Raw genomic sequence first — 20507 nt, forward strand, 5'->3', positions numbered from 1 at the left:
AGCGATCAGATGTCACCGACAGAATATGAAAACCAGTATTATCAACGGCTCGGAAGTGTCTAAATTATCCGTGGCGATTCAATTTAGGGAAAGACGGTTAGTATTGTAAAGCAGCCCCTGAACCAATGCGCGGTCAGTCTGCAATCTGCTGAACCCTACGCTATTACAGCGCCCTTCACTCTTCATCGAGCATTTGTATATACCAGACCTCTTAGCAGAGACACCCGCAACAACGACAATAAACCCGCACTCAGAGCACCTGAGAACGCCCTTGAAGAGATTTGTTAATAAGGGTAAGTCAGAGGAAGGTTTACGCCCTGAACCCTGTTTAAGCTGCTGTACAGCGTAGAATTGTTCATCGGTGATTATTGAGGGGTAATAGTTTGGTATCTCTGAAACACCCTTTACAGCCATTGATTTTGAAGGGACTTTGAAACCAATCACTGAGCGGTTGGAAAGTAATTCTGTGACCGATGATTGAGACCAGCCCCCCTTCACGGATTTATGCTGGTTAAGGGTATAGAAACCTTCATCATTCATCTGTTTAGCTATCTTGATATGAGACAAGCCCTCTAACCGTAGCTGAAAGACACGTTGAACAGCTTTCACATTCTCAGGGATGAATTCAAAGTGTGAACGGTCTTCAGAGACCTTTAACCATGCTGCACAACGCTTAGACATGATTTCACCTTTAGCAGCCCGTTCCCTCTTAGCAGCCCACATAGACCTTAAACGAGTGGATTTCATCGCTGACTCTTCATGTGCTCTTTCCATCACCAGCATTGCTTTAATCATGGATAGTGAATCTTTCAGGCTTTCTTTGGTGTACCACTCGTTATCGACAAGTGTCACCACTTCAACGCCAGACCTGAGAATCTTTCTAAGCTGCTCTCCTGCTGTATCGATGTCCTGTCGTGAAACCCTATCCAAGGACTCTACGAGTAGCACTGAACCGGCTTCAATGTAGCCAGATTCCACAGCGGCTAGAAATTCACCAAAAGCCCCTGACTTAGCATTAGCACCAGAGAAGCCGCTTATACCTAAATCCTGAAAGCGTAATGATTCGTCTAAATAGTAATCGGGATTTCGTTTTAACCAATCGTTAATGTACTTGCTTTGACGCTTAGTAGAATCACCAACTGATTGAATTTTTGTAGAAAATCGTATGTATGAGATTGCTTTTGGCATGGGGTTTATGATGAGTTATGAAGGATTGAAGAAGTGTATCATAAGAAAGGTGTAATCCTCGACAGCCGCCCCGTGCACAGCGCAATCCCGCACAGCGAAGCCGTTGTTGATGCCCAGCGCAAAAAACCGAAAGTGCCCGTCCATGCGATCGTAACGGCGCAGAACCCGATGGTCCGGTTTATCGGCAGCGATAACATGCAGCAAAATGAGGAGATGTTCGCCGTCTGGCTGCAAACGCTGGCGAAATGGGAGCACACCACCACGCCGTACCTTTTTTTACATACGCCGGATATCGCACAGGCGCCTGAACTGGTCGATGCTCTCTGGCAGGCCTTGCAGCAGGCGGTTCCGTCGGTTGGCCCCGCGCCGTCCATCCCACAACAATCTTCTCTTTTCTGAAATCACCCCCTATCATAGAGACGTGCCATCTGCCAAAAACAGGGAGTTAGTATGGTCAGCGCGCTGTATGCGGTGTTAGGTGCATTACTGCTGATTAAGTTTTCATTTGATGTTGTGCGCCTGAGAATGCAGTACCGCGTCTCGTACGGTGACGGGGGCTTTTCTGAGCTGCAAAGCGCAATCCGGATCCACGGCAACGCGGTCGAGTACATTCCCGTCGCGTTAATTTTACTGCTGTTAATGGAGATGGATGGCGCTGAAACCTGGATGGTGCACGTCTGCGGGCTGCTGCTGATAGCAGGGCGTTTGATGCATTATTATGGTTTTCACCATCGCCTGATCCGCTGGCGTCGTTCCGGCATGAGCGCGACCTGGTGCTCGCTTTTGCTGATGGTGCTGGCTAACCTTTGGTATATGCCGTGGGAGTTGGTTTTCTCCTTCCATTAGCGCACAATATGCCCCTTTATTTTTCCCGGATTTTTACGTTATGTCAGATCGCGACACGCTTTTTTCCGCGCCTATCGCCAGCCTGGGCGACTGGACCTTTGATGAACGGGTAGCCGAAGTCTTCCCGGATATGATCCAGCGCTCTGTTCCCGGTTATTCCAATATTATCTCCATGATCGGCATGCTGGCGGAGCGTTTTGTTCAACCCGGCACGCAGGTCTATGACCTGGGCTGTTCGCTGGGAGCGGCAACGCTGTCCATTCGTCGTAACGTTCATCACGAAGGCTGCAAGATTGTGGCTGTCGATAACTCACCGGCCATGGTCGAACGCTGCCGTCGCCACATTGACGCGTATAAAGCCCCTACGCCTGTGGAGGTGGTAGAAGGCGATATCCGCGATATCGACATCCAGAACGCCTCGATGGTGGTCCTGAACTTTACCCTTCAGTTCCTGGTGCCGGACGATCGTCAGCGGTTGCTGGATAAAATTTATCAAGGCCTGAACCCGGGCGGCGCGCTGGTGTTATCTGAGAAATTCAGCTTTGAAGATGCCAGCGTGGGCGAACTGCTGTTCAACATGCACCATGATTTCAAGCGTGCAAATGGCTACAGCGAGCTGGAGATCAGCCAGAAGCGCAGCATGCTTGAAAACGTCATGCTGACGGATTCCGTAGAAACCCACAAAGCGCGCCTGCGCAAAGCCGGATTTGAACACAGCGAACTGTGGTTCCAGTGCTTTAACTTTGGTTCTCTGGTGGCGCTGAAAGCCGGAGACGCAGCATGATCGAGTTCGGTAATTTCTATCAGCTGATTGCCAAAAACCATCTTTCCCACTGGCTGGAAACCCTGCCTGCGCAAATTGCCACCTGGCAGCGCGATCAGCAGCATGGTCTGTTGAAGCAGTGGTCCAACGCCGTGGAGTTTCTGCCTGAACTGACGCCTCATCGTCTGGATTTACTGCACAGCGTGACGGCGGAGAGCGAAGAGCCGCTCCCGGCCGGGCAGATCAACCGCATCGAAACGCTGATGCGCAACCTGATGCCGTGGCGCAAAGGGCCGTTTTCACTTTACGGCGTAAACATCAACACCGAGTGGCGCTCCGACTGGAAGTGGGATCGCGTTCTGCCGCATTTATCCGACCTGACCGGGCGCACCATTCTGGACGTGGGCTGCGGTAGCGGCTATCACATGTGGCGCATGATCGGCGCAGGCGCGCATCTGGTCATCGGTATCGATCCGATGCAGCTGTTCCTGTGCCAGTTTGAAGCGGTGCGTAAGCTGTTGGGTAACGACCAGCGTGCGCACCTGTTGCCGCTGGGTATCGAGCAACTCCCGGCCCTGAAAGCCTTTGATACCGTTTTCTCGATGGGCGTGCTGTACCACCGTCGTTCCCCGCTGGAGCATCTCTGGCAATTGAAAGATCAGCTGGTCAGCGGCGGCGAACTGGTGCTCGAAACGTTGGTTATCGAAGGCGATGAACATGCCGTTCTGGTGCCGGGCGATCGCTATGCGCAGATGCGCAACGTTTACTTCATCCCTTCCGCGCTGGCGCTGAAGAACTGGCTGGAGAAATGTGGGTTTGTCGATGTACGCATCGCCGATGTGTGCGTGACGTCGATTGAAGAACAGCGTCGCACCGACTGGATGATCACCGAATCGCTGGAGCAATTCCTCGACCCGGACGATCACAGTAAAACCATCGAAGGCTATCCGGCCCCGATGCGTGCGGTATTGATTGCGACGAAGCCGTAGTTTGTGCCGGGTGGCGGCTGCGCCTTACCCGGCCTACGCGTCGCACGTTTTCTCCAAAATAGTTCAAGTTGCAGCAAGGCGGCAACGCAGCGAATCCCCGGGAGCTTACATCAGTAAGTGACCGGGGTGAGCGAGGCGGCCAACGCGGCTGCGGCTTGAAATATGAAGGAGAAAAAAAGGCCCCTGTGTAATTTGCAGGGGCCTGGTACAAGCAAGCATCATATTGGGCGACATGATGCGCGGTAAAAATCGGTACGTTGCTACACGTGATGACGTTCAATCAACGATTTCATTACCGCAACCGACTCTCCATCCACACCGTAGCGCGAGTACTCATCCGCTTCAGCATCCGTCGACATTGACAACCCTGTATTGCGATAACGCATGGGTGAAGGTATCCATTTACCCGCTGAGCTGTGCAGCTCTTCCACCTCTGCGTTTAAAAACAGTTCCAGATTGCTGGCGCGTACTCCTGCGCCCGCCATGATTATTGGAACACCGGAATGTGCTTTTAGTTCCGTAATTAATTTCAGTCCTTTTTCAGCCGAGGACTGCTGGCCCGACGTCAGAACGCGCGCCACGCCCAGTTCTGCCAGCGTATCAAAGGCTTGTATCGGATCCTGACACATATCGAACGCACGATGAAAAGTGACCGCCATCCCCCGGGCGGCGCGCATGAACTGACTCATACGCGGAAGATCGATGTTGCCGTCTTCGTCCAGTACACCGATCACCAGCCCCGGAAAACCTAAATCACGGACGAGGGCGATATCCTCAAGCATGGCACTGAACTCACCCGCCGTATAACAAAAATCACCGCCGCGCGGGCGAATAATCGGGTGCACCGGAATAGTGATGGCCTGACGGGCTGATTTCAGCACGCCAAAGGACGGGGTTAATCCTCCTTCTTTCGGTGCCGCGCAAAGCTCGATGCGATCGGCCCCGTGCCGTTGCGCAGTGACGGCACACTCCACGCTGTAACAACAAATTTCCAGCAGCGCCATGTCATCCTCCTTAAATTTCACTCAACGTACCATCGTGGCACGTTGCCCGATTGGTGTCTGGATCGACGCTCACAATGCTTACGCTTCGCTGGCGATGATCTGCTCGATAGTCCAGGGATGGAATTTCACCGTCACGTTGCCGTCCGTTACGGCAAGCGTAGGGTTCGGTGAGCGTTCGCGCTCCCCTTTTGGCGAGCTGGTTTTGACGAAAATACCCGGCTGGCTTAACCCCTCGTCGGAAAGCAGCGCCAGCGCACGGGCGTTCAGCGTCTCGGGCTCCCCAGGCAGAACAATTTCGATATGCTCCCAGCCTTCGTGCGGATAACGCTTCTCTCCTGGCCAGGGCAGTTCCACAACGGTGAATTGCCAGTGCGCCACCGTTACCGGCGCATGAAGTTTGAACAGGCAGATCGGGCGACCGTTAATGATATTCTCCGACAGCAGTTCTCCGCACTGTTCAAAGCCACGCCGCCAGCGTTCGGCGGTGGCATTCTGGTGGCAGCGCAAAGAGATGTGATCGGCCTCAAGCGGCGCGATATCCAGCCCGAGACGGGTGGCAAGTTCTGTGAACGCCTGGGTGAAGCGCGGTAAATCTGCGGAATTATCATGCAGTTCGTCAATGGTGTGCCAGTTCGCCATAGGTCAGTCTCGTTTCGTGTCGCAAAGCCGCTAATTTACTCTGTTGCCCTCTGTCGACCAACCGCAGAATCACGGTTTTTTCGACTGCATGATTATGCATACCGTCTTCGCCTGGATTCTGAGCGATCTTCGCCCCCCGCAGGGCTGACGCCCGAAGGCATTTGCAGTATACTCCCGCCCTAAATTCTTAAACTGGCGTGGGTGTTTTTTTACCCGCATCAAAAACGTAAGGTATCCAGGTGAATATTCAGGCTCTTCTCTCAGAAAAAGTCAGTCAGGCACTGATTGCCGCAGGTGCGCCTGCGGATTGCGAACCACAGGTTCGTCAGTCAGCGAAAGTACAGTTTGGCGACTATCAGGCTAATGGCGTGATGGCAGTGGCTAAAAAACTGGGCATTCCGCCGCGACAGCTCGCTGAGCAGGTACTGACGCATCTGGATCTCACCGGCATCGCCAGCAAAACCGAAATCGCCGGTCCGGGCTTTATCAACATTTTCCTTGAGCCTGCATTCCTGGCAAGCCACGTTGACGCGGCGCTGAAATCTGACCGTCTGGGCGTGGCTCAGCCAGAAGCGCAGACCGTGGTGGTTGACTACTCCGCGCCAAACGTGGCGAAAGAGATGCACGTCGGTCACCTGCGCTCCACCATCATCGGTGACGCGGCAGTGCGTACCCTGGAGTTCCTTGGTCACAAGGTGATCCGCGCTAACCACGTAGGCGACTGGGGCACGCAGTTCGGCATGCTGATCGCGTATCTGGAAAAACAGCAGCAGGAAAACGCAGGCGAAATGGCGCTGGCAGACCTGGAAGGTTTCTACCGTGAAGCCAAAAAGCACTATGACGAAGACGAAGCCTTCGCCGAGCGCGCGCGCAGCTACGTGGTGAAACTTCAAGGTGGCGACCCGTACTTCCTCGATATGTGGCGCAAGCTGGTGGACATTACCATGTCCCAGAACCAGCTTACCTATAATCGTCTGAACGTGACCCTGACCCGTGACGACGTGATGGGTGAAAGCCTGTATAACCCGATGCTGCCAGGCATTGTGGCGGACCTGAAAGCTAAAAATCTGGCGGTGGAAAGCGAAGGCGCAACGGTGGTGTTCCTTGATGAGTATAAAAACAAGGAAGGCGAACCGATGGGCGTGATCGTCCAGAAAAAGGATGGCGGCTATCTTTACACCACCACCGACATCGCCTGTGCGAAATACCGTTACGAAACCCTGCATGCGGACCGCGTGCTGTATTACATCGACTCCCGTCAGCATCAGCATCTGATGCAGGCGTGGACTATCGTGCGTAAAGCGGGTTATGTGCCGGATTCCGTGCCGCTGGAACATCACATGTTCGGCATGATGCTGGGTAAAGACGGTAAGCCGTTCAAAACCCGTGCGGGCGGCACCGTGAAGCTTTCCGATCTGCTGGATGAAGCGCTGGAACGCGCGCGTCGCCTGGTGGCCGAGAAGAACCCGGACATGCCTGCTGACGAGCTGGAGAAACTTGCTAACGCGGTGGGAATTGGCGCGGTGAAATACGCGGATCTCTCCAAGAACCGTACCACCGACTATATCTTCGACTGGGACAACATGCTGGCGTTTGAAGGCAACACGGCGCCATACATGCAGTACGCTTATACCCGGGTACTCTCCGTCTTCCGTAAAGCCAATATCGACGAAAGCGTGCTGGCGAATGCTACGGTGTCTATTACCGAAGACCGTGAAGCACAGCTGGCTGCCCGCCTGCTTCAGTTCGAAGAGACGCTCTCCGTGGTCGCGCGTGACGGTACGCCGCACGTTATGTGTGCTTACCTGTACGATCTGGCCGGTCTGTTCTCTGGCTTCTACGAACACTGCCCTATCCTCTCTGCCGAGAACGAAGCGGTGCGCCACAGCCGCCTGAAGCTCGCGCAGCTGACGGCGAAGACCCTGAAGCTCGGTCTGGATACTCTGGGTATCGAAACCGTAGAGCGTATGTAAAAAATAAACCCGGCAAGCGCCGGGTTTTTTATTATCAGAAATACTTCCGCAAATACTCCGTCAGGCACAGTATCGCCATCGCCTGCCCGTACGGCATCGACGTGAGCGGTATCTGGCGATAAAACTCAAGATCGCTTCCCATCCCGGTCCCGAACGAGGTTTGCAGCAGCTCCCCTTCCGGCGAGATGTTTTTCACGATACCGCGAATCGCTTTCTCCGCCACCTCTGCGTACTCTGCGCCGACATAACGCTTGCGCACGGCTTTCAGAATGCCGTAGGCAAACCCTGCCGTGGCCGACGCCTCCAGATAAGATTCAGGATCGTCCAGCAGCGTATGCCACAAGCCACTCTCGTCCTGACATTTTGCCAGTGCGGCGATCTGCGCGTTCAGTACCTGCACCAGATAGCGACGAACGGCGTTGTTTTCCGGCAGATCCACCAGCTCGAGGAAATCCGGGATCACGATGGTCAGCCAGCTGTTGCCGCGCGCCCAGCGGGCCCGGGCAAAGTTGTGATTGCCGTCGTAATTCCAGCCGTGGAACCACAGCCCCGTCTCCCGATCCATCAGGTTCTGTACGTGGAGCAGGAACTGATAGATCGCCTCCTCGACGTACTCCGGCTTGTTCAGCAGCTTGCCGATTTTCGCCAGCGGCAGCACCGTCATCATCAGCGTGTCATCCCACATTTGCTGATGGTTCTCTTCCGCCAGGGTGATGTGCTGCATGCCACCATGTTCGGTGCGCGGCATCTCATTCATCGCCCATTCCGCCCAGCTTTCCAGCCACGGCAGCCAGGCCGGGTTTTTGGTCTCTTCGTAGCGATACGCCAGCGTCAGGAACGGCGACATGGTATTCACGTTTTTGGTGGTTGCGCCTTCAGCGAAACGGTCAGTAAACCAGCTGTCGATAATCTCGCGCATACCTTCGTCACCGGTCTGGCAGTAATACTGCCAGATACCGTATAAACCGACGCCGTGGGTCCATTCCCATCCGGCCCAGCCTTTGGTGTCGATCACGCGCCCGTCGTCCAGCCGCAGCAAAAACTCACCCGTTTTGTCGTGGATATTGACCAGGTTATGCGTCACCTTTTGAATCAGCGATTTCAGCTCATCCCTGGCGATAAAGCGCTCAGGCTGACGCAGTAACGGGCTATGTTTGACAGGCCAAACTTTCATCATCTTAACCTCTGTTGTATGTCGAATTCAGTACCGCGCGATCCTTCAGCGAAGGGGCCGCCGGCTTATTGCGATTCAGATAACCGATATTGTTGTTGCCCCACAGGGATTCATACGGCATACCGGCCAGCATCTCCACGGTGGCGCGGGCCTGCGGGGTCGCCGCCTCCGGCATCGCATGGCCGGACTCGCGCATTTTCGCGGTCTCTTCACGCAGGGTGCTGTGGGTCTGCAAATTGAGTTTGAAGCGCAGGGAGACCAGGAAGCCGCAGAACAGTACCAGAATGGTGCCAACGCTCAGGATCATCAGAATGGTGTGGCTCACTTCCGCAGGCTGCACTTTTTGACCGCTGACAAAGCCAGACATCTGCATCACGATCCCCACCAGCATTACCGCACCGGCCTGGGACGCTTTACGGGTCAGCGTCATGATGCCCGCGAAGATCCCTTCGCGACGCTGACCGGTGATCACTTCGTCCACGTCAGCAATGTAGGTGTAGGTATTCCACGGTACGTAGTTGATCCCCCCGCGACCAAGACCGGCAACCGCAGAGATCAGCAGCAGCAGAGCGTAAACGTCGCTCAGGCCCGCGTAATAAAGCACCGCGTAAGAGAGCGAGGCCAGGCCAAACAGCACGACCACCATGCGGTAAGACGGCGCAGGCCCGAAGCGAATGCACAGCGGGATCATGCCGATCACGGCGAGGAACTGGAAGATGGCCATCGTGCCCAGCAGGTTGGAAGCCATTGACGCCTCCTGCATCAGCACAAATACCACGTAATAGGTAAACACGGCATTAAAGACGTCCTGTGCGATGTAGCCGCCAAGGTACATCCCCAGATGCTGGCGGAAAATCTTGATACGCAGCGTCGAACTTAATTCAACAAAAAGGCGATTCAGGCTCTGCCCAAGGGTCAGCTTTTTCTTCTCTTCTTCGGCACGCAGGGCCGCTTCAGACCACTCTTTCCGCGGGCGCTCCCAGGTAAAGAACCAGACGAACGTAAGCATCAGTGCGCAGAGTACGGAGAAGACCAGGCTTGCATAGAAGAAGGAGATCGCGTTGTCTTTGCCGAAATGCGTGAGCAGGATCCCCGGGAGGAAGGAAGCCAGAATAGCGGACATCTGCGCCATAGAGATACGCGCCCCGGAGAATTTGGTTTTCTGTTTGAAATCGTCCGTCATCTCCGGCACCAGCGTTTCGTATGGCACCAGGATCATGGTGTAGACGATATCAAAGATCAGATAGGTCAGCAGGTAGTACCAGAAACTCATGTCCCCTACCCACATCAGCGAGTAGCTGAAAACGCAGGGAATACCGAGCAGGATGAAGAACTTACGACGGCCAAAACGCTTGCCCAGCCAGGTGGTGCCAAAGTTATCGGTTAAAAAGCCCATTAACGGGCTGACAACCGCATCCAGCACCCTTGCGGCGGCGAAGATAAAGGTTGCTTCAATCGGTGTGAGTCCACAGAAGGTGGTATAAAAATACAAAAGCCAGGCGGCCGTCAGGGCGGTGGTTCCCGCCCCGAGGAAGTCCCCTGACCCGTAAGCAAGATAATTTGCGAGTCCAATTTTACGTGTTTTCATTGCCGTCAACCCTAATCAGTTTTGGGAGACTCCCTGTAAGCAAACCTCGTCCGGGAGTTTTTACACGGCTACAGTAAAAGTATCGACCTGTTGATACCTTTCTGTTTCTGCCATCACAAAGGGGTGAATGGCAAAAATGCAAAGAGTGTCAATACGCGTGTCACTGATTTATAAAACAGCGTTTCTTTTGTATCAAAAGGGAAGGTCAATTTTGCGAGCCAGCCTTCAGAAATGCCTGAAGACTGGTGAAAAGGCAGGCAGTTAGCGGTAGTTGACGAGCACCTCGTTGCGCTGAACTTTCAGCGCCGGGATCAGACGTCCACCGCCTGGCACTTCCCAGATAAAGCGTAAAGGCTCCTGAGCAGACACCCCGTTGAAGGCCTGGGTGGTGCCACTTTGTCCCTCGATTTCCGCGCAGCGGGTCAGCGAGCACAGCCGCACCCGCAACCCGGCTGGTGTGGGTCCCGTCAGGGTGTAATTCCAGGCCACCAGCGTCATCTGCCCGGACACGGGCTCAGAGGCGGACAACGGACGGGAGGAGATCGACTCCCCGCGATGGTTGAGCGTTAAGCCTATACTGCTGGCCTGCCATGCCCCCTCGCCTGCGGCCTGCGCCGCCAGCGGGAAAAGTAAGATCCACAGCCACTTCCGCATTATTTCCCTCCTATGGTCGCCGTCATGCGAATATTGCGGTTATCGGACAGCTCCATATTCGACAGCACCACCAGCTGGTTCAGGCTCCGGCGCAGGAAGCGCGACAGCAGCGGACGCAGCGCATGATTCACCAGCAGCACCGGCGGCGCGCCCAGCATCTCCTGACGCGCCAGCGCCTCCTGGGTTTGCGCCAGTAATCTGTCCGCCAGACCCGGCTCCAGCCCGCCACCGCCCTGCAACGCCTGAAGCAGCAGCCGTTCCAGCGGCGTATCCAGGCCAATGACCTGCACTTCGCCGGTTCCCGGGAACCATTGCTGGGTAATGGCGCGTCCGAGCGCCACGCGTACCACCGCCGTCAGTTCGTGCGGATCGCTTTGCAGCGGCGCATGTTCGGCCAGCGTCTCAAGGATGGTACGCATATCGCGAATGGGCACCTTCTCGTCGAGCAGGTTTTGCAGCACTTTATGCAGGGTGGTTAAGGTCAGCACGCCCGGCACTAAATCTTCGGTCAGCTTCGGCATCTCCTGCGTTACGCGGTCGAGCAGCTGCTGCGCCTCCTGACGACCAAACAGTTCCGCAGAGAACTGGCCAATCAGATGGTTGAGGTGCGTCGCCACCACGGTACTGGCCTCAACAACCGTGTAACCCTGGATCTGCGCCTGCTCTTTCAGAGCGCTCTCAATCCAGATTGCCGCCAGACCAAAGGCCGGGTCGGTCGTCTGCTCACCCGGCAACGTGCCTGCGGCCGTGCCCGGGTTAATTGCCAGCCAGCGGCCGGGGTACGCATCACCGCTGCCGATTTCTACCCCTTTCATCAGGATGCGATAGCGCGCGGGCGGGAGATCCATGTTGTCCCGGATGTGGACCACCGGCGGCAGGAAGCCCATATCCTGGGCGAATTTTTTACGAATGCTGCGGATACGGCCAAGCAGTTCACCATCCTGCTGGAAATCCACCATCGGGATCAGGCGGTACCCCACTTCCATCCCCAGCGAATCTTCGAGCTGAACGTCGTTCCAGGTGGCCTCCACCGCCTGGGTGTTCTCAGGCATTTTGACCGGCGCTGGCTCTGCCTTAGGCTGCGTTTCACGGCCACGCATCCACCAGGCAAGGCCCAGCAGCGCGGCAGTAAACAGCAGGAATACCAGGTTTGGCATGCCAGGCACCATACCGAGCAGGCCCAGTACCGCCGCGGAGAGCAGCATAACGCGCGGGTTGCTGAACAACTGCCCCACCATCTGCTCGCCTACATCCTGATCGGTGCTGACGCGGGTCACAATCACACCCGCCGCGGTGGAGATCACCAGCGCCGGGATCTGCGCCACCAGACCATCACCAATGGTCAGCAGCGTATAGCTTTCCGCTGCGTGGCCCATGTCCATGCCGTGTTGCAGCACGCCGACGAGCAGGCCGCCGACGACGTTAATCACCATGATCAGAATGCCCGCGATGGCGTCACCGCGCACAAACTTACTCGCACCGTCCATGGAGCCGTAGAAATCTGCCTCCTGGGTCACTTCGGCACGGCGTTTTTTCGCTTCATCTTCCGCGATCAGCCCGGCATTCAGGTCGGCGTCGATGGCCATCTGCTTACCCGGCATCCCGTCGAGCACGAAGCGCGCGCCTACTTCTGCGATACGCCCCGCACCTTTAGTGATAACCATGAAGTTGATAATCACCAGAATGACGAACACCACGATACCGATGGCGAAGTTGCCGCCCACCAGGAAGTGACCGAAGGCTTCGACCACCTTGCCCGCCGCCGCCGCACCGGTGTGCCCTTCCATCAGGATGATACGCGTGGAGGCAACGTTCAGCGCCAGACGCAGCAGCGTGGTGAACAGCAGGATCGTTGGAAACGCGGCGAACTCCAGCGTGCGCTGGGTGAACATCGCCACCAGCAACACCATGATGGACAACGCAATGTTGAAGGTGAAAAGCAGGTCGAGAATAAATGCCGGTAACGGCAGCACCATCATCGACAGAATTAGCAGGATCAGAATCGGTCCGGCAAGGATCTGCCATTGCGTCGATTTCAGGTTGCCGGGCAGGCGCAACATTGCCACCAGATTAGCCATCAGTGTCCTTCTCGTTCAAAAAATCCAGTGCTTCAGGCACCGGAAGGTTCTCAGGTTTTACAGGTCGTTGACCGCCGGCTAAACGCCAGCGTTTCAGTTGCCACACCCAGGCCAGCACCTCTGCGACAGCGGCGTAGAGCTGGCCCGGGATCTGTTGTCCAATTTCCGCGTGGCGATACAGCGCACGGGCCAGCGGCGGTGCTTCCAAGATCGGTACGCGGTTTTCCGTCGCGATTTCACGAATGCGCAGCGCAATCAGCCCGGCCCCTTTCGCCACCACTTTCGGCGCGCTCATTTTGTTTTCGTCGTACTGAAGCGCCACGGAGTAGTGGGTCGGGTTGGTGACGATGACGTCGGCTTTCGGCACATCTTCCATCATGCGCCGACGCGCGGCGGCACGCTGCATCTGCCGGATACGGCCCTTAACGTGGGGGTCGCCTTCCATCTGTTTATATTCATCGCGGATGTCCTGACGCGACATTCGCAGCTTTTTGATATGGGAATAGATCTGGAAGATAACGTCGAACGCCACCATCGGAATAATGCTGAGTACCACCAGCAGCGAGCATAACCCGACCAGGTTCAGGGCATTTTTCATCGCCGTCATCGGGGACTCGCTGATCAGGCGCATCATCTCCGGCCAGTGGTGCCACAGAAAAAACCCGGCTGTACTGCCCATAAGAAGCGATTTCAGGATCGCTTTAAGAAGCTCAGCCCCGGTTTGCGCGGAGAACATTTTCGCAATACCGGGTAGCGGGTTGAGCTTGGAGAATTTCGGTTGCAGCGATTTACCGCTGAACACCAGGCCACCGAGCATGACCGGCGAAACAAGGGCCACGATGACCACGCCCGCGATCAGCGGCAGCAAGGCGATCATCGCGCTTTTCACAAGGTTGATGATTTGAATGAGGATCAGATTGGGGTCATTGACCATGCTGTGATCAAAACGTAAGCCAGCAGAGAGCATTCCCGCCAGTCTGCGGGCGAGCATCTCCCCGCCCCACCAGATTATGCAGACGCCCACCACCAGGATCAGCAGGGATGTCAGCTCTCGGGATCGGGGGATCTGCCCATCCTCACGGGCTTTTTCAAGTCGGTGGGGTGTGGGGGCTTCTGTTTTGTCGTCGTTCTCTTCTGCCACTGTGCCTGCTCGCAGCCCATTAATTCACGGGTATCATGCCAGCGCAGAGAAAATCCAATGGCGGGAAAAGCCCGTTTATTCGGGCTCTTTTCGCTGTTTTTGTTCTGAGCTGCCTCAGGCCGCGTTAACGACCTGAGGCAGAACGGGCAATCAGAAACCAAGGCTATCCAGCAGATCGTCCACCTGATCCTGGCTTGCCACCACGCCCGCTTTGCTGGTGTCAAGCTGTGGACCATTGAGCAGGCTTTCGTTCTCGCGTTTCGGACGGGCAGCCGGTTCCGGAATGTTCTCCAGCAGCACCATCAGCAGCTGACGTTCAATCTCCTGAATCACATCCATCATGCGCTTGATCACCTGGCCGGTAAGGTCCTGGAAATCCTGCGCCATCATGATGTCCAGCAGCTGGACGTTAGTGAAGCTGGTGTGGCCCGGCACGTCACCCAGGTACTGACGGGTATCCGTTACCAGTTCGCGGGCATCCGCCAGCTCAATAGGGTTCTCAAACCACTCATCCCAACGTTTGCTCAGCGCTTTCGCACCCTTCTCCATGGCATCCTGGTGCGGCTGCGAGGCTTCAACGCTGTTCAACGCACGCTCGGCCGCCTGCGCGGTCATCTGCACGACGTAGTCCAGACGGTCGCGCGCGTCAGGGATGGCTTCCGCCGCTTCGGCGATCGCCTGGTCCAGCCCCAGCTCACGCAGGCTGTCGCGCAGCATGCGGGTCAGGCTACCAATGCGGGCAATAATGTCGCTCGGCGAATGTTCTTCAACGGGTTTCATAGCAGGTTGCAACATATCCATCACCTCACATGCCGAGTTTCTCGAAGATCTTCCCGAGCTTCTCTTCCAGAGTCGCCGCGGTGAATGGCTTCACCACGTAGCCGCTTGCGCCCGCCTGTGCAGCGGCAATAATGTTCTCTTTCTTCGCTTCTGCGGTCACCATCAGCACCGGCAGAGAGGCCATGCCTGCATCCGCGCGGATGGTTTTCAGCAGTTCGAGACCGTCCATGTTCGGCATGTTCCAGTCGGAAATCACAAAACCAAACCCGCCAGCCTGGAGCTTGTTCAGCGCATCCACCCCGTCTTCTGCTTCTTCAACATTGTTGAAGCCCAGCTCTTTCAGCAGGTTGCGCACAATGCGACGCATGGTGGAAAAGTCATCCACAACCAAAAACTTAAGCTCTTTATCCGCCATAAAATAATACTCCTGAGTCAAATACGTATTGCCTGTCCGGCACTGATTTTCGCCAGCATCTGCTGGCTTACCTGGCTAAGATCGACCACTTCGCTTACGCCACCCATATTAATGGCCTCGCGCGGCATGCCGAACACCACACAACTTGCTTCATTCTGCGCAATCGTCCAGGCGCCAGCCTGGTGCATCGCAAGCATTCCGGCGGCGCCGTCGTTACCCATCCCCGTCAGGATCACCCCAACGGCGTTGCGCCCCGCATGTTTCGCCACCGAATGAAACAGCACATCCACCGACGGACGGTGCCGGTTAACCGGCGGCCCGTCATGAATTTTGATTTGATAGTTCGCCCCGCTGCGCGCCAGCTCCATGTGCTTGTCACCCGGGGCGATATAGGCGTGACCCGGCAGCACGCGCTCGCCGTCTTCCGCCTCTTTCACGCTGATCTGGCACAGCTTATTCAGGCGCTCCGCGAACGAGCGGGTAAAGCCCGGCGGCATATGTTGCGTAATCAGAATACCCGGGCTTGAGAGCGGCAATGGCTGGAGTACATGGCGAATTGCCTCTGTTCCTCCGGTTGACGCGCCAATCACCAGCAACTTTTCCGAGCTGAGTAACGGCCCCGCCTTCAGGGTTGCCGGGGCTGCCGTCGGTTTATGCGCGGCAAGCTTCGCCCGGGACGCGGTGCGGATCTTCTCGGCGATCATCTCGCTGTACGCCAGCATCCCCTCGCGAATGCCGAGCTGCGGCTTGGTGACAAAATCCACCGCCCCCAGCTCCAGCGCGCGCAGGGTGATTTCTGAACCCTTACCGGTCAGAGATGACACCATCACCACCGGCATCGGGCGCAGGCGCATTAATTTTTCCAGGAAATCGATGCCATCCATGCGCGGCATTTCAACATCCAGCGTCAGCACGTCGGGGTTATATTTTTTGATTAAATCCCGCGCGACCAGCGGATCGGGCGCTGTCGCCACCATCTCCATATCGCTGTGGCTATTGATGATTTCGGTCATGATCTGACGCATCAGCGCCGAATCATCGACAGACAATACCCTGATTTTACTCATGCTTTTTCCTTACTCAGCGCATATACCGTTTGCCCACGCAGGCTAAACTCACGCACGAGGTTGCTGAAGTTTTCCGAGTGCCCGGCAAACAGTAAACCGTCAGGCTTGAGCAACGGAACAAAGCGACGCAAAATGTCCTGTTGCGTCGTTTTATCAAAATAGATCATCACGTTACGGCAAAAAATGGCGTCGAATGGCCCCGGCACGTTGTACTGCTTATCCAGTAAATTAACGGGGGCAAATTCCACGCAGTTCGCCAGCTCCTGGCGTACGCGCACCAGTCCTTCATGCGGGCCGGTACCGCGCATGAAGTAACGCTGTAGCTGCTGGGGAGACAGCGTTTTCAGCTCATCCTGGCGATAAACGCCGTTACGGGCTTTTTCCAGCACTTCCGTGTCGATGTCGCTGGCGTACACTTTCCAGCGACCCGGCGCCATGCCCAGGGTGTCCGCCAGGGTGATGGCCAGCGAGTACGGCTCTTCCCCGGTAGAGGCCGCCGCGCTCCAGACGCGATACTCTCCGCTACGGCGACGGGCGTGTTCCGCCAGCACCGGGAAGTGATGCGCCTCGCGGAAAAACGCGGTCAGGTTGGTGGTTAATGAGTTGATAAATGCCTGCCATTCGGCGCTGTTCTGGTTCGCTTCGAGCATGCTCAGATAGCGGCCAAAATCGTCCAGCCCCAGCGTGCGCAAGCGCCGCACCAGCCGGTTGTAGACCATGTCTCGCTTATGGTCCGCAAGCACGATCCCCGCACGCTGGTAGATTAACTGACATATCCGACGAAAATGCGCGTCGGACAGCGCGAGGCGCTGTGTCATCTGCAACAATAATGACGTTTGCCCTGAGGGCATGGGTGATGTCATAGCGCCTTCTCAATCACATTCAGGATACAACGGGCACGGCCTGTGACCGTCCGACTTCTGTTACTGCTTCAACGTGCTCTTTCACATTAAATACGGCGACTAACCCGGTAAGGTGATCCGCCTGGTTTGCCAGCTGATCGGTCGCAGCCGCCGCCTCTTCCACCAGTGAGGCGTTCTGCTGTGTAACCTGATCCATCTGTGTAACGGCCTGCGCCACCTGCTCAATACCACGGCGTTGTTCATCAGACGCCGAGGCAATCTCGCCCATAATGTCGTTAACCCGCGTCACGGAGGTGACTATCTCGTGCATGGTCTGCGCGGCGGTATCCACCAGCGCGGAGCCCTGCTGAACGCGGGAGACCGACTCTTCTATCAGCCCTTTGATCTCTTTCGCCGCATTGGCGCTGCGGCTGGCGAGGTTTCGGACTTCACCGGCAACCACCGCGAACCCGCGCCCCTGCTCGCCGGCACGCGCCGCTTCCACCGCCGCGTTCAGCGCCAGAATATTGGTCTGGAACGCGATACCGTCGATAACGCTGATAATGTCGCCAATTTTCTGCGAGCTGGCGGCAATCTCCTGCATCGTGCTGGCAACGTGAGAAGCCTGATCGCCCCCACGTTTCGCCGTCATCGCTGCCTGTTTTGACAAGTCGGACGCCTGACGCGCGTTATCGGCGTTCTGGCTTACCGTCGCGGTCAGCTGCTCCATGCTGGCCGCCGTCTGCGCCAGCGATGCCGCCTGCTGTTCAGTGCGGGAAGAGAGGTCGTTATTGCCTGCCGCAATCTCGGAGATCCCGGTATGCATGGCGTAACTGCCCTGGCGAACGTTGCTTACCGTTTCCCGCAGCGAACTCTGCATCGCCTTCAGGCTGGCGAAAATCGCTGATATTTCATTCCTGCCATACACGGCCACCGGACGCGCCAGGTCGCCCTTCGCAATACTGTCGAAGTGACTGCTGACGATGGCCAGCGGCTGGACGATCATTTTGCGCGACCACCACAGCGAGCCGCCGGTCAGCAGGGCCGCCAGGATTACCATGGTCAGGAATATCATCCCTGACATGCGGTAACTGGTACGGCTGTCCGCACCGGCACGCGCCACAAACTGGTTAATATCCTGCTGCCATGCGTTAAAGCTGTCGTCAAACGCCGCCTGAGACGCCTGCACCGGCGCGGTCAGGAAGTCAGAAAGCTGGTTGTTCTCCAGCCACGTCGCCTGATGGTCGAGATCGCCGTACCACACATCAAAGGTCTTTTTCATGGCGACTTTGAGCGCTTTCTCTTTCTCACTGACCGCCTCCTGCGCCGTAAAGGCCTTGAACTGCGCGTCGGCCTGCTTCAGGCTGCTGCGGGCCACAACCATCAGCGCCTTAATATCCTCCGGCGGATAGCTCAGCGCGGTTAACGTCCCTGCTTTGTTCAGCGCAGTGCTTGCCTGCAACAGCACGGCACGCGTTTGTGCCAGTGCGGAGCGCTGCTGATTACTCGTCTCAACTTCCTGCAAATTCTGATAGCCATCGCGAAACGCCCAGAAAGACAACCCGTTACTGCCAACCTGCAAAACCCCACACAGGATCAGAATCAAAAACAGTGTGGTCGAGATACGAATACGATTTAACATCCACGCTCCCATCAAGCGGCAAGCAGCCGCGGTTTAATTGTCAGTCAAAATGTTTCCCAGTTTTCATCTTGTCCGGTCACCGCTGCGCGCGTACGTGCTGTCACGGGCGCCGGGGCTGCTTCGCCGTACACCGACCGCGAGCTGACCGTATTTGTTGTTTTTGAAGTAAGACGGAACGCCGAGACGGCCATTTTCAGGCGGCTCGCCTGGTCCTCCAGCGCAGCGGCCGCGGCAGCGGACTCCTGCACCAGGGCGGCGTTTTGCTGCGTCACACGATCCATTTCCGATACCGCCAGGGCGACCTGGTCAATACCACGACTCTGCTCATCCGATGCAGAGGCGATTTCACCCATGATGTCCGTCACGCGCGTCACGGCATTCACGATGTCATTCATGGTTTCACCCGCACTTTCCACCAGCACCGAGCCGGTATCCACGCGTGAAACAGAGTCTTCAATCAGAGCTTTGATCTCTTTCGCCGCATTGGCGCTGCGGCTGGCGAGGTTACGCACTTCGCCGGCGACTACGGCAAACCCGCGGCCCTGCTCGCCCGCACGCGCCGCTTCAACGGCCGCGTTCAGCGCCAGGATGTTGGTCTGGAAGGCGATGCCGTCGATAACGCTGATGATGTCGGCGATTTTCTTCGAGCTGTCGGCAATGTCATGCATGGTTTTCACCACGCCGTCGACCACCCGACCCCCGCGCTGGGCGGTATCGGACGCGCTTTCTGCAAGCTGCGACGCCTGACGGGCGTTGTCGGCATTCTGCTTCACGGTCGCGGTGAGCTGCTCCATGCTGGCCGCCGTCTCTTCCAGAGCGGACGCCTGCTGTTCGGTACGGGACGAAAGATCGTTGTTGCCCATCGCGATTTCACTCGTGCCGGTATAGATGGCATCCGCCCCCTCGCGCACGTTGGCGACGGTATCAATCAGCGAACGCTGCATATGGTCGACGCTGGTTGCCAGCTCGGTGATCTCATTGCGGCCAGAAACGGACAGCGTTTTCGTGAGATCGCCCCGGCCTATATCACGGATATGGGCAATGACGCGGCCAAGCGGGTTAAGAAGGATATGACGAATGCCGTACCACACGGCCACCAGTACGATGACCAGCGCGAGGGCGAGAACCGCCATCTGCCATTTAGCGAAACGGTAGTCGTTCTGGCTTTGCGTGAACGCGGAGTGATAAAGCTCGCCGCTGGCTTTAGCGTACTCGCCGAGCGCCGCGCCGAGGGCGTTCTGCATTCCCTGGGTCGGCTGCGCGAAATAGGCGTCCATATTGCCCTTCTCCAGGAACTGCACCAGCTCCGTGAGGCCGGCGAAGTAGGCCTGATATTTTTCATCTATGTTCGCGCTCGCCTGCGCCATTGCCGGCTGAGGGGCGATTTTTTTGAAGGCGTCGTAATGTTTCGCCGCGTCTGCCAGCGTGGCGCGCGCATTCTTCAGCAGTTCCGTTTTTGCGCTGCTCTGCTGGTTATTTGGGTCCATCATCATGCGGGCAGACGAGCGGCTCAGGTTGATACGCGTCTGCAACATCAGATCCCAGGTCGTGGTCAGTTCGCTTTGCTGCATTCGCAAATCGTTCGAGGCCGCGAAGCTGTCCTGGTTCTGTTTTAACGACGAGAAAAAGAGGCCGCCAGAAGTAAGCTGAAGAAGTGCGAAAATGACCAGCACCATCATAAGCATTGTGACAACGCGGATACGGTTCAACATACAACACCTTCT

General features: G+C 56.5%; 18 protein-coding genes and 1 pseudogene. 5 read left to right on the forward strand and 14 right to left on the reverse strand.

Going from position 1 to position 20507, the window contains the following annotated elements:
• Positions 1-78: 78 nt before the first annotated feature.
• A complete protein-coding gene (locus tag ACOTYB_RS17355; protein WP_421765851.1) occupies positions 79-1188 on the reverse strand; it encodes a recombinase family protein in 1110 nt (369 codons plus the stop codon).
• Between the two features lie 51 nt (positions 1189-1239).
• On the opposite strand from ACOTYB_RS17355, the pseudogene ACOTYB_RS17360 reads away from it, so the two are divergent.
• From ACOTYB_RS17360 to cmoB, 4 genes and pseudogenes are all read left to right on the forward strand, one after another.
• Positions 1240-1587, forward strand: a pseudogene (locus ACOTYB_RS17360) (DUF72 domain-containing protein); the annotation flags it as partial.
• A 51-nt stretch (positions 1588-1638) separates the two neighbouring features.
• A complete protein-coding gene (locus ACOTYB_RS17365; protein WP_003859737.1) occupies positions 1639-2034 on the forward strand; it encodes an MAPEG family protein in 396 nt (131 codons plus the stop codon).
• Positions 2035-2074: 40 nt separating this feature from the next.
• Complete coding sequence (gene cmoA, locus ACOTYB_RS17370) at positions 2075-2818, forward strand: carboxy-S-adenosyl-L-methionine synthase CmoA (RefSeq protein WP_003859735.1); 744 nt, start codon at positions 2075-2077, stop codon at positions 2816-2818.
• A complete protein-coding gene (gene cmoB, locus ACOTYB_RS17375) occupies positions 2815-3786 on the forward strand; it encodes a tRNA 5-methoxyuridine(34)/uridine 5-oxyacetic acid(34) synthase CmoB (RefSeq protein ID WP_022651447.1) in 972 nt (323 codons plus the stop codon). The genes cmoA and cmoB overlap by 4 nt, the downstream gene beginning before the upstream one ends.
• A 260-nt stretch (positions 3787-4046) precedes the next feature.
• Here cmoB and cutC read toward each other — a convergent pair whose 3' ends face one another.
• Together cutC and ACOTYB_RS17385 are read right to left on the reverse strand one after the other, a co-directional pair.
• The gene (cutC, locus tag ACOTYB_RS17380) at positions 4047-4790 is read right to left on the reverse strand and encodes a copper homeostasis protein CutC (protein ID WP_409248984.1); all 744 of its coding nucleotides are present in this window, start codon (positions 4788-4790) and stop codon (positions 4047-4049) included.
• Positions 4791-4868: 78 nt separating this feature from the next.
• Positions 4869-5429, reverse strand: coding sequence for a VOC family protein (locus ACOTYB_RS17385; protein ID WP_220153171.1), 561 nt, complete (start codon positions 5427-5429; stop codon positions 4869-4871).
• A gap of 239 nt (positions 5430-5668) precedes the next feature.
• Here ACOTYB_RS17385 and argS point away from each other — a divergent pair, with 239 nt between their 5' ends.
• Positions 5669-7402, forward strand: a complete 1734-nt coding sequence (gene argS, locus ACOTYB_RS17390; protein ID WP_220153172.1) for an arginine--tRNA ligase — start codon at positions 5669-5671, stop codon at positions 7400-7402.
• Positions 7403-7436: 34 nt separating this feature from the next.
• On the opposite strand, the gene ACOTYB_RS17395 is transcribed toward argS, so the two are convergent.
• The 11 genes from ACOTYB_RS17395 to tar form a co-directional block, all read right to left on the reverse strand.
• A complete protein-coding gene (locus ACOTYB_RS17395) occupies positions 7437-8576 on the reverse strand; it encodes a glycoside hydrolase family 88/105 protein (protein WP_003859729.1) in 1140 nt (379 codons plus the stop codon).
• Positions 8577-8580: 4 nt separating this feature from the next.
• Entirely contained in the window at positions 8581-10164 is a 1584-nt protein-coding gene (locus tag ACOTYB_RS17400) for an MFS transporter (RefSeq protein WP_220153173.1), read from the reverse strand.
• 261 nt (positions 10165-10425) lie between these two features.
• The gene (flhE, locus tag ACOTYB_RS17405) at positions 10426-10818 is read right to left on the reverse strand and encodes a flagellar protein FlhE (RefSeq protein WP_003859725.1); all 393 of its coding nucleotides are present in this window, start codon (positions 10816-10818) and stop codon (positions 10426-10428) included.
• Entirely contained in the window at positions 10818-12896 is a 2079-nt protein-coding gene (gene flhA / locus ACOTYB_RS17410) for a flagellar biosynthesis protein FlhA (protein ID WP_003859723.1), read from the reverse strand. Before flhA ends, flhE begins: the two co-directional genes overlap by 1 nt.
• On the reverse strand, positions 12889-14037 hold the full coding sequence (gene flhB, locus ACOTYB_RS17415; RefSeq protein ID WP_003859720.1) for a flagellar biosynthesis protein FlhB: 1149 nt from the start codon (positions 14035-14037) through the stop codon (positions 12889-12891). The genes flhA and flhB overlap by 8 nt, the downstream gene beginning before the upstream one ends.
• Before the next feature lie 150 nt (positions 14038-14187).
• Entirely contained in the window at positions 14188-14832 is a 645-nt protein-coding gene (gene cheZ, locus ACOTYB_RS17420; protein ID WP_271048756.1) for a protein phosphatase CheZ, read from the reverse strand.
• A gap of 10 nt (positions 14833-14842) precedes the next feature.
• On the reverse strand, positions 14843-15232 hold the full coding sequence (gene cheY, locus ACOTYB_RS17425; RefSeq protein WP_000763862.1) for a chemotaxis response regulator CheY: 390 nt from the start codon (positions 15230-15232) through the stop codon (positions 14843-14845).
• Positions 15233-15249: 17 nt separating this feature from the next.
• Entirely contained in the window at positions 15250-16299 is a 1050-nt protein-coding gene (locus tag ACOTYB_RS17430) for a protein-glutamate methylesterase/protein-glutamine glutaminase (RefSeq protein ID WP_003859716.1), read from the reverse strand.
• Positions 16296-17162, reverse strand: coding sequence for a protein-glutamate O-methyltransferase CheR (gene cheR, locus ACOTYB_RS17435; RefSeq protein ID WP_017384409.1), 867 nt, complete (start codon positions 17160-17162; stop codon positions 16296-16298). The genes ACOTYB_RS17430 and cheR overlap by 4 nt, the downstream gene beginning before the upstream one ends.
• Positions 17163-17181: 19 nt before the next feature.
• The gene (tap, locus tag ACOTYB_RS17440; protein WP_045340739.1) at positions 17182-18783 is read right to left on the reverse strand and encodes a methyl-accepting chemotaxis protein IV; all 1602 of its coding nucleotides are present in this window, start codon (positions 18781-18783) and stop codon (positions 17182-17184) included.
• Between the two features lie 44 nt (positions 18784-18827).
• Positions 18828-20495 carry a methyl-accepting chemotaxis protein II gene (gene tar, locus ACOTYB_RS17445; protein WP_022651451.1) on the reverse strand — a complete coding sequence of 556 codons (1668 nt, stop codon included), beginning with the start codon at positions 20493-20495 and terminating at the stop codon, positions 18828-18830.
• Positions 20496-20507 lie beyond the last annotated feature (12 nt).

The sequence above is a fragment of the Enterobacter cloacae complex sp. IR5450 genome (genome assembly GCF_049238665.1).
GTDB classification, from domain to species: Bacteria; Pseudomonadota; Gammaproteobacteria; order Enterobacterales; family Enterobacteriaceae; genus Enterobacter; species Enterobacter hormaechei_C.

What these genes read in the sequence shown, in the direction of transcription:
- ACOTYB_RS17385 (WP_220153171.1), bottom strand. Translation starts at nt 5,429, where the DNA reads ATGGCGAACTGGCACACCATTGACGAACTGCATGATAATTCCGCAGAT.
- cmoA (WP_003859735.1), top strand. Translation starts at nt 2,075, where the DNA reads ATGTCAGATCGCGACACGCTTTTTTCCGCGCCTATCGCCAGCCTGGGC.
- ACOTYB_RS17400 (WP_220153173.1), bottom strand. Translation starts at nt 10,164, where the DNA reads ATGAAAACACGTAAAATTGGACTCGCAAATTATCTTGCTTACGGGTCA.
- cheZ (WP_271048756.1), bottom strand. Translation starts at nt 14,832, where the DNA reads ATGTTGCAACCTGCTATGAAACCCGTTGAAGAACATTCGCCGAGCGAC.
- ACOTYB_RS17365 (WP_003859737.1), top strand. Translation starts at nt 1,639, where the DNA reads ATGGTCAGCGCGCTGTATGCGGTGTTAGGTGCATTACTGCTGATTAAG.
- ACOTYB_RS17355 (WP_421765851.1), bottom strand. Translation starts at nt 1,188, where the DNA reads ATGCCAAAAGCAATCTCATACATACGATTTTCTACAAAAATTCAATCA.
- ACOTYB_RS17395 (WP_003859729.1), bottom strand. Translation starts at nt 8,576, where the DNA reads ATGAAAGTTTGGCCTGTCAAACATAGCCCGTTACTGCGTCAGCCTGAG.
- cheR (WP_017384409.1), bottom strand. Translation starts at nt 17,162, where the DNA reads ATGACATCACCCATGCCCTCAGGGCAAACGTCATTATTGTTGCAGATG.
- flhA (WP_003859723.1), bottom strand. Translation starts at nt 12,896, where the DNA reads ATGGCTAATCTGGTGGCAATGTTGCGCCTGCCCGGCAACCTGAAATCG.
- cheY (WP_000763862.1), bottom strand. Translation starts at nt 15,232, where the DNA reads ATGGCGGATAAAGAGCTTAAGTTTTTGGTTGTGGATGACTTTTCCACC.
- flhE (WP_003859725.1), bottom strand. Translation starts at nt 10,818, where the DNA reads ATGCGGAAGTGGCTGTGGATCTTACTTTTCCCGCTGGCGGCGCAGGCC.
- tar (WP_022651451.1), bottom strand. Translation starts at nt 20,495, where the DNA reads ATGTTGAACCGTATCCGCGTTGTCACAATGCTTATGATGGTGCTGGTC.
- cmoB (WP_022651447.1), top strand. Translation starts at nt 2,815, where the DNA reads ATGATCGAGTTCGGTAATTTCTATCAGCTGATTGCCAAAAACCATCTT.
- tap (WP_045340739.1), bottom strand. Translation starts at nt 18,783, where the DNA reads ATGTTAAATCGTATTCGTATCTCGACCACACTGTTTTTGATTCTGATC.
- ACOTYB_RS17430 (WP_003859716.1), bottom strand. Translation starts at nt 16,299, where the DNA reads ATGAGTAAAATCAGGGTATTGTCTGTCGATGATTCGGCGCTGATGCGT.
- cutC (WP_409248984.1), bottom strand. Translation starts at nt 4,790, where the DNA reads ATGGCGCTGCTGGAAATTTGTTGTTACAGCGTGGAGTGTGCCGTCACT.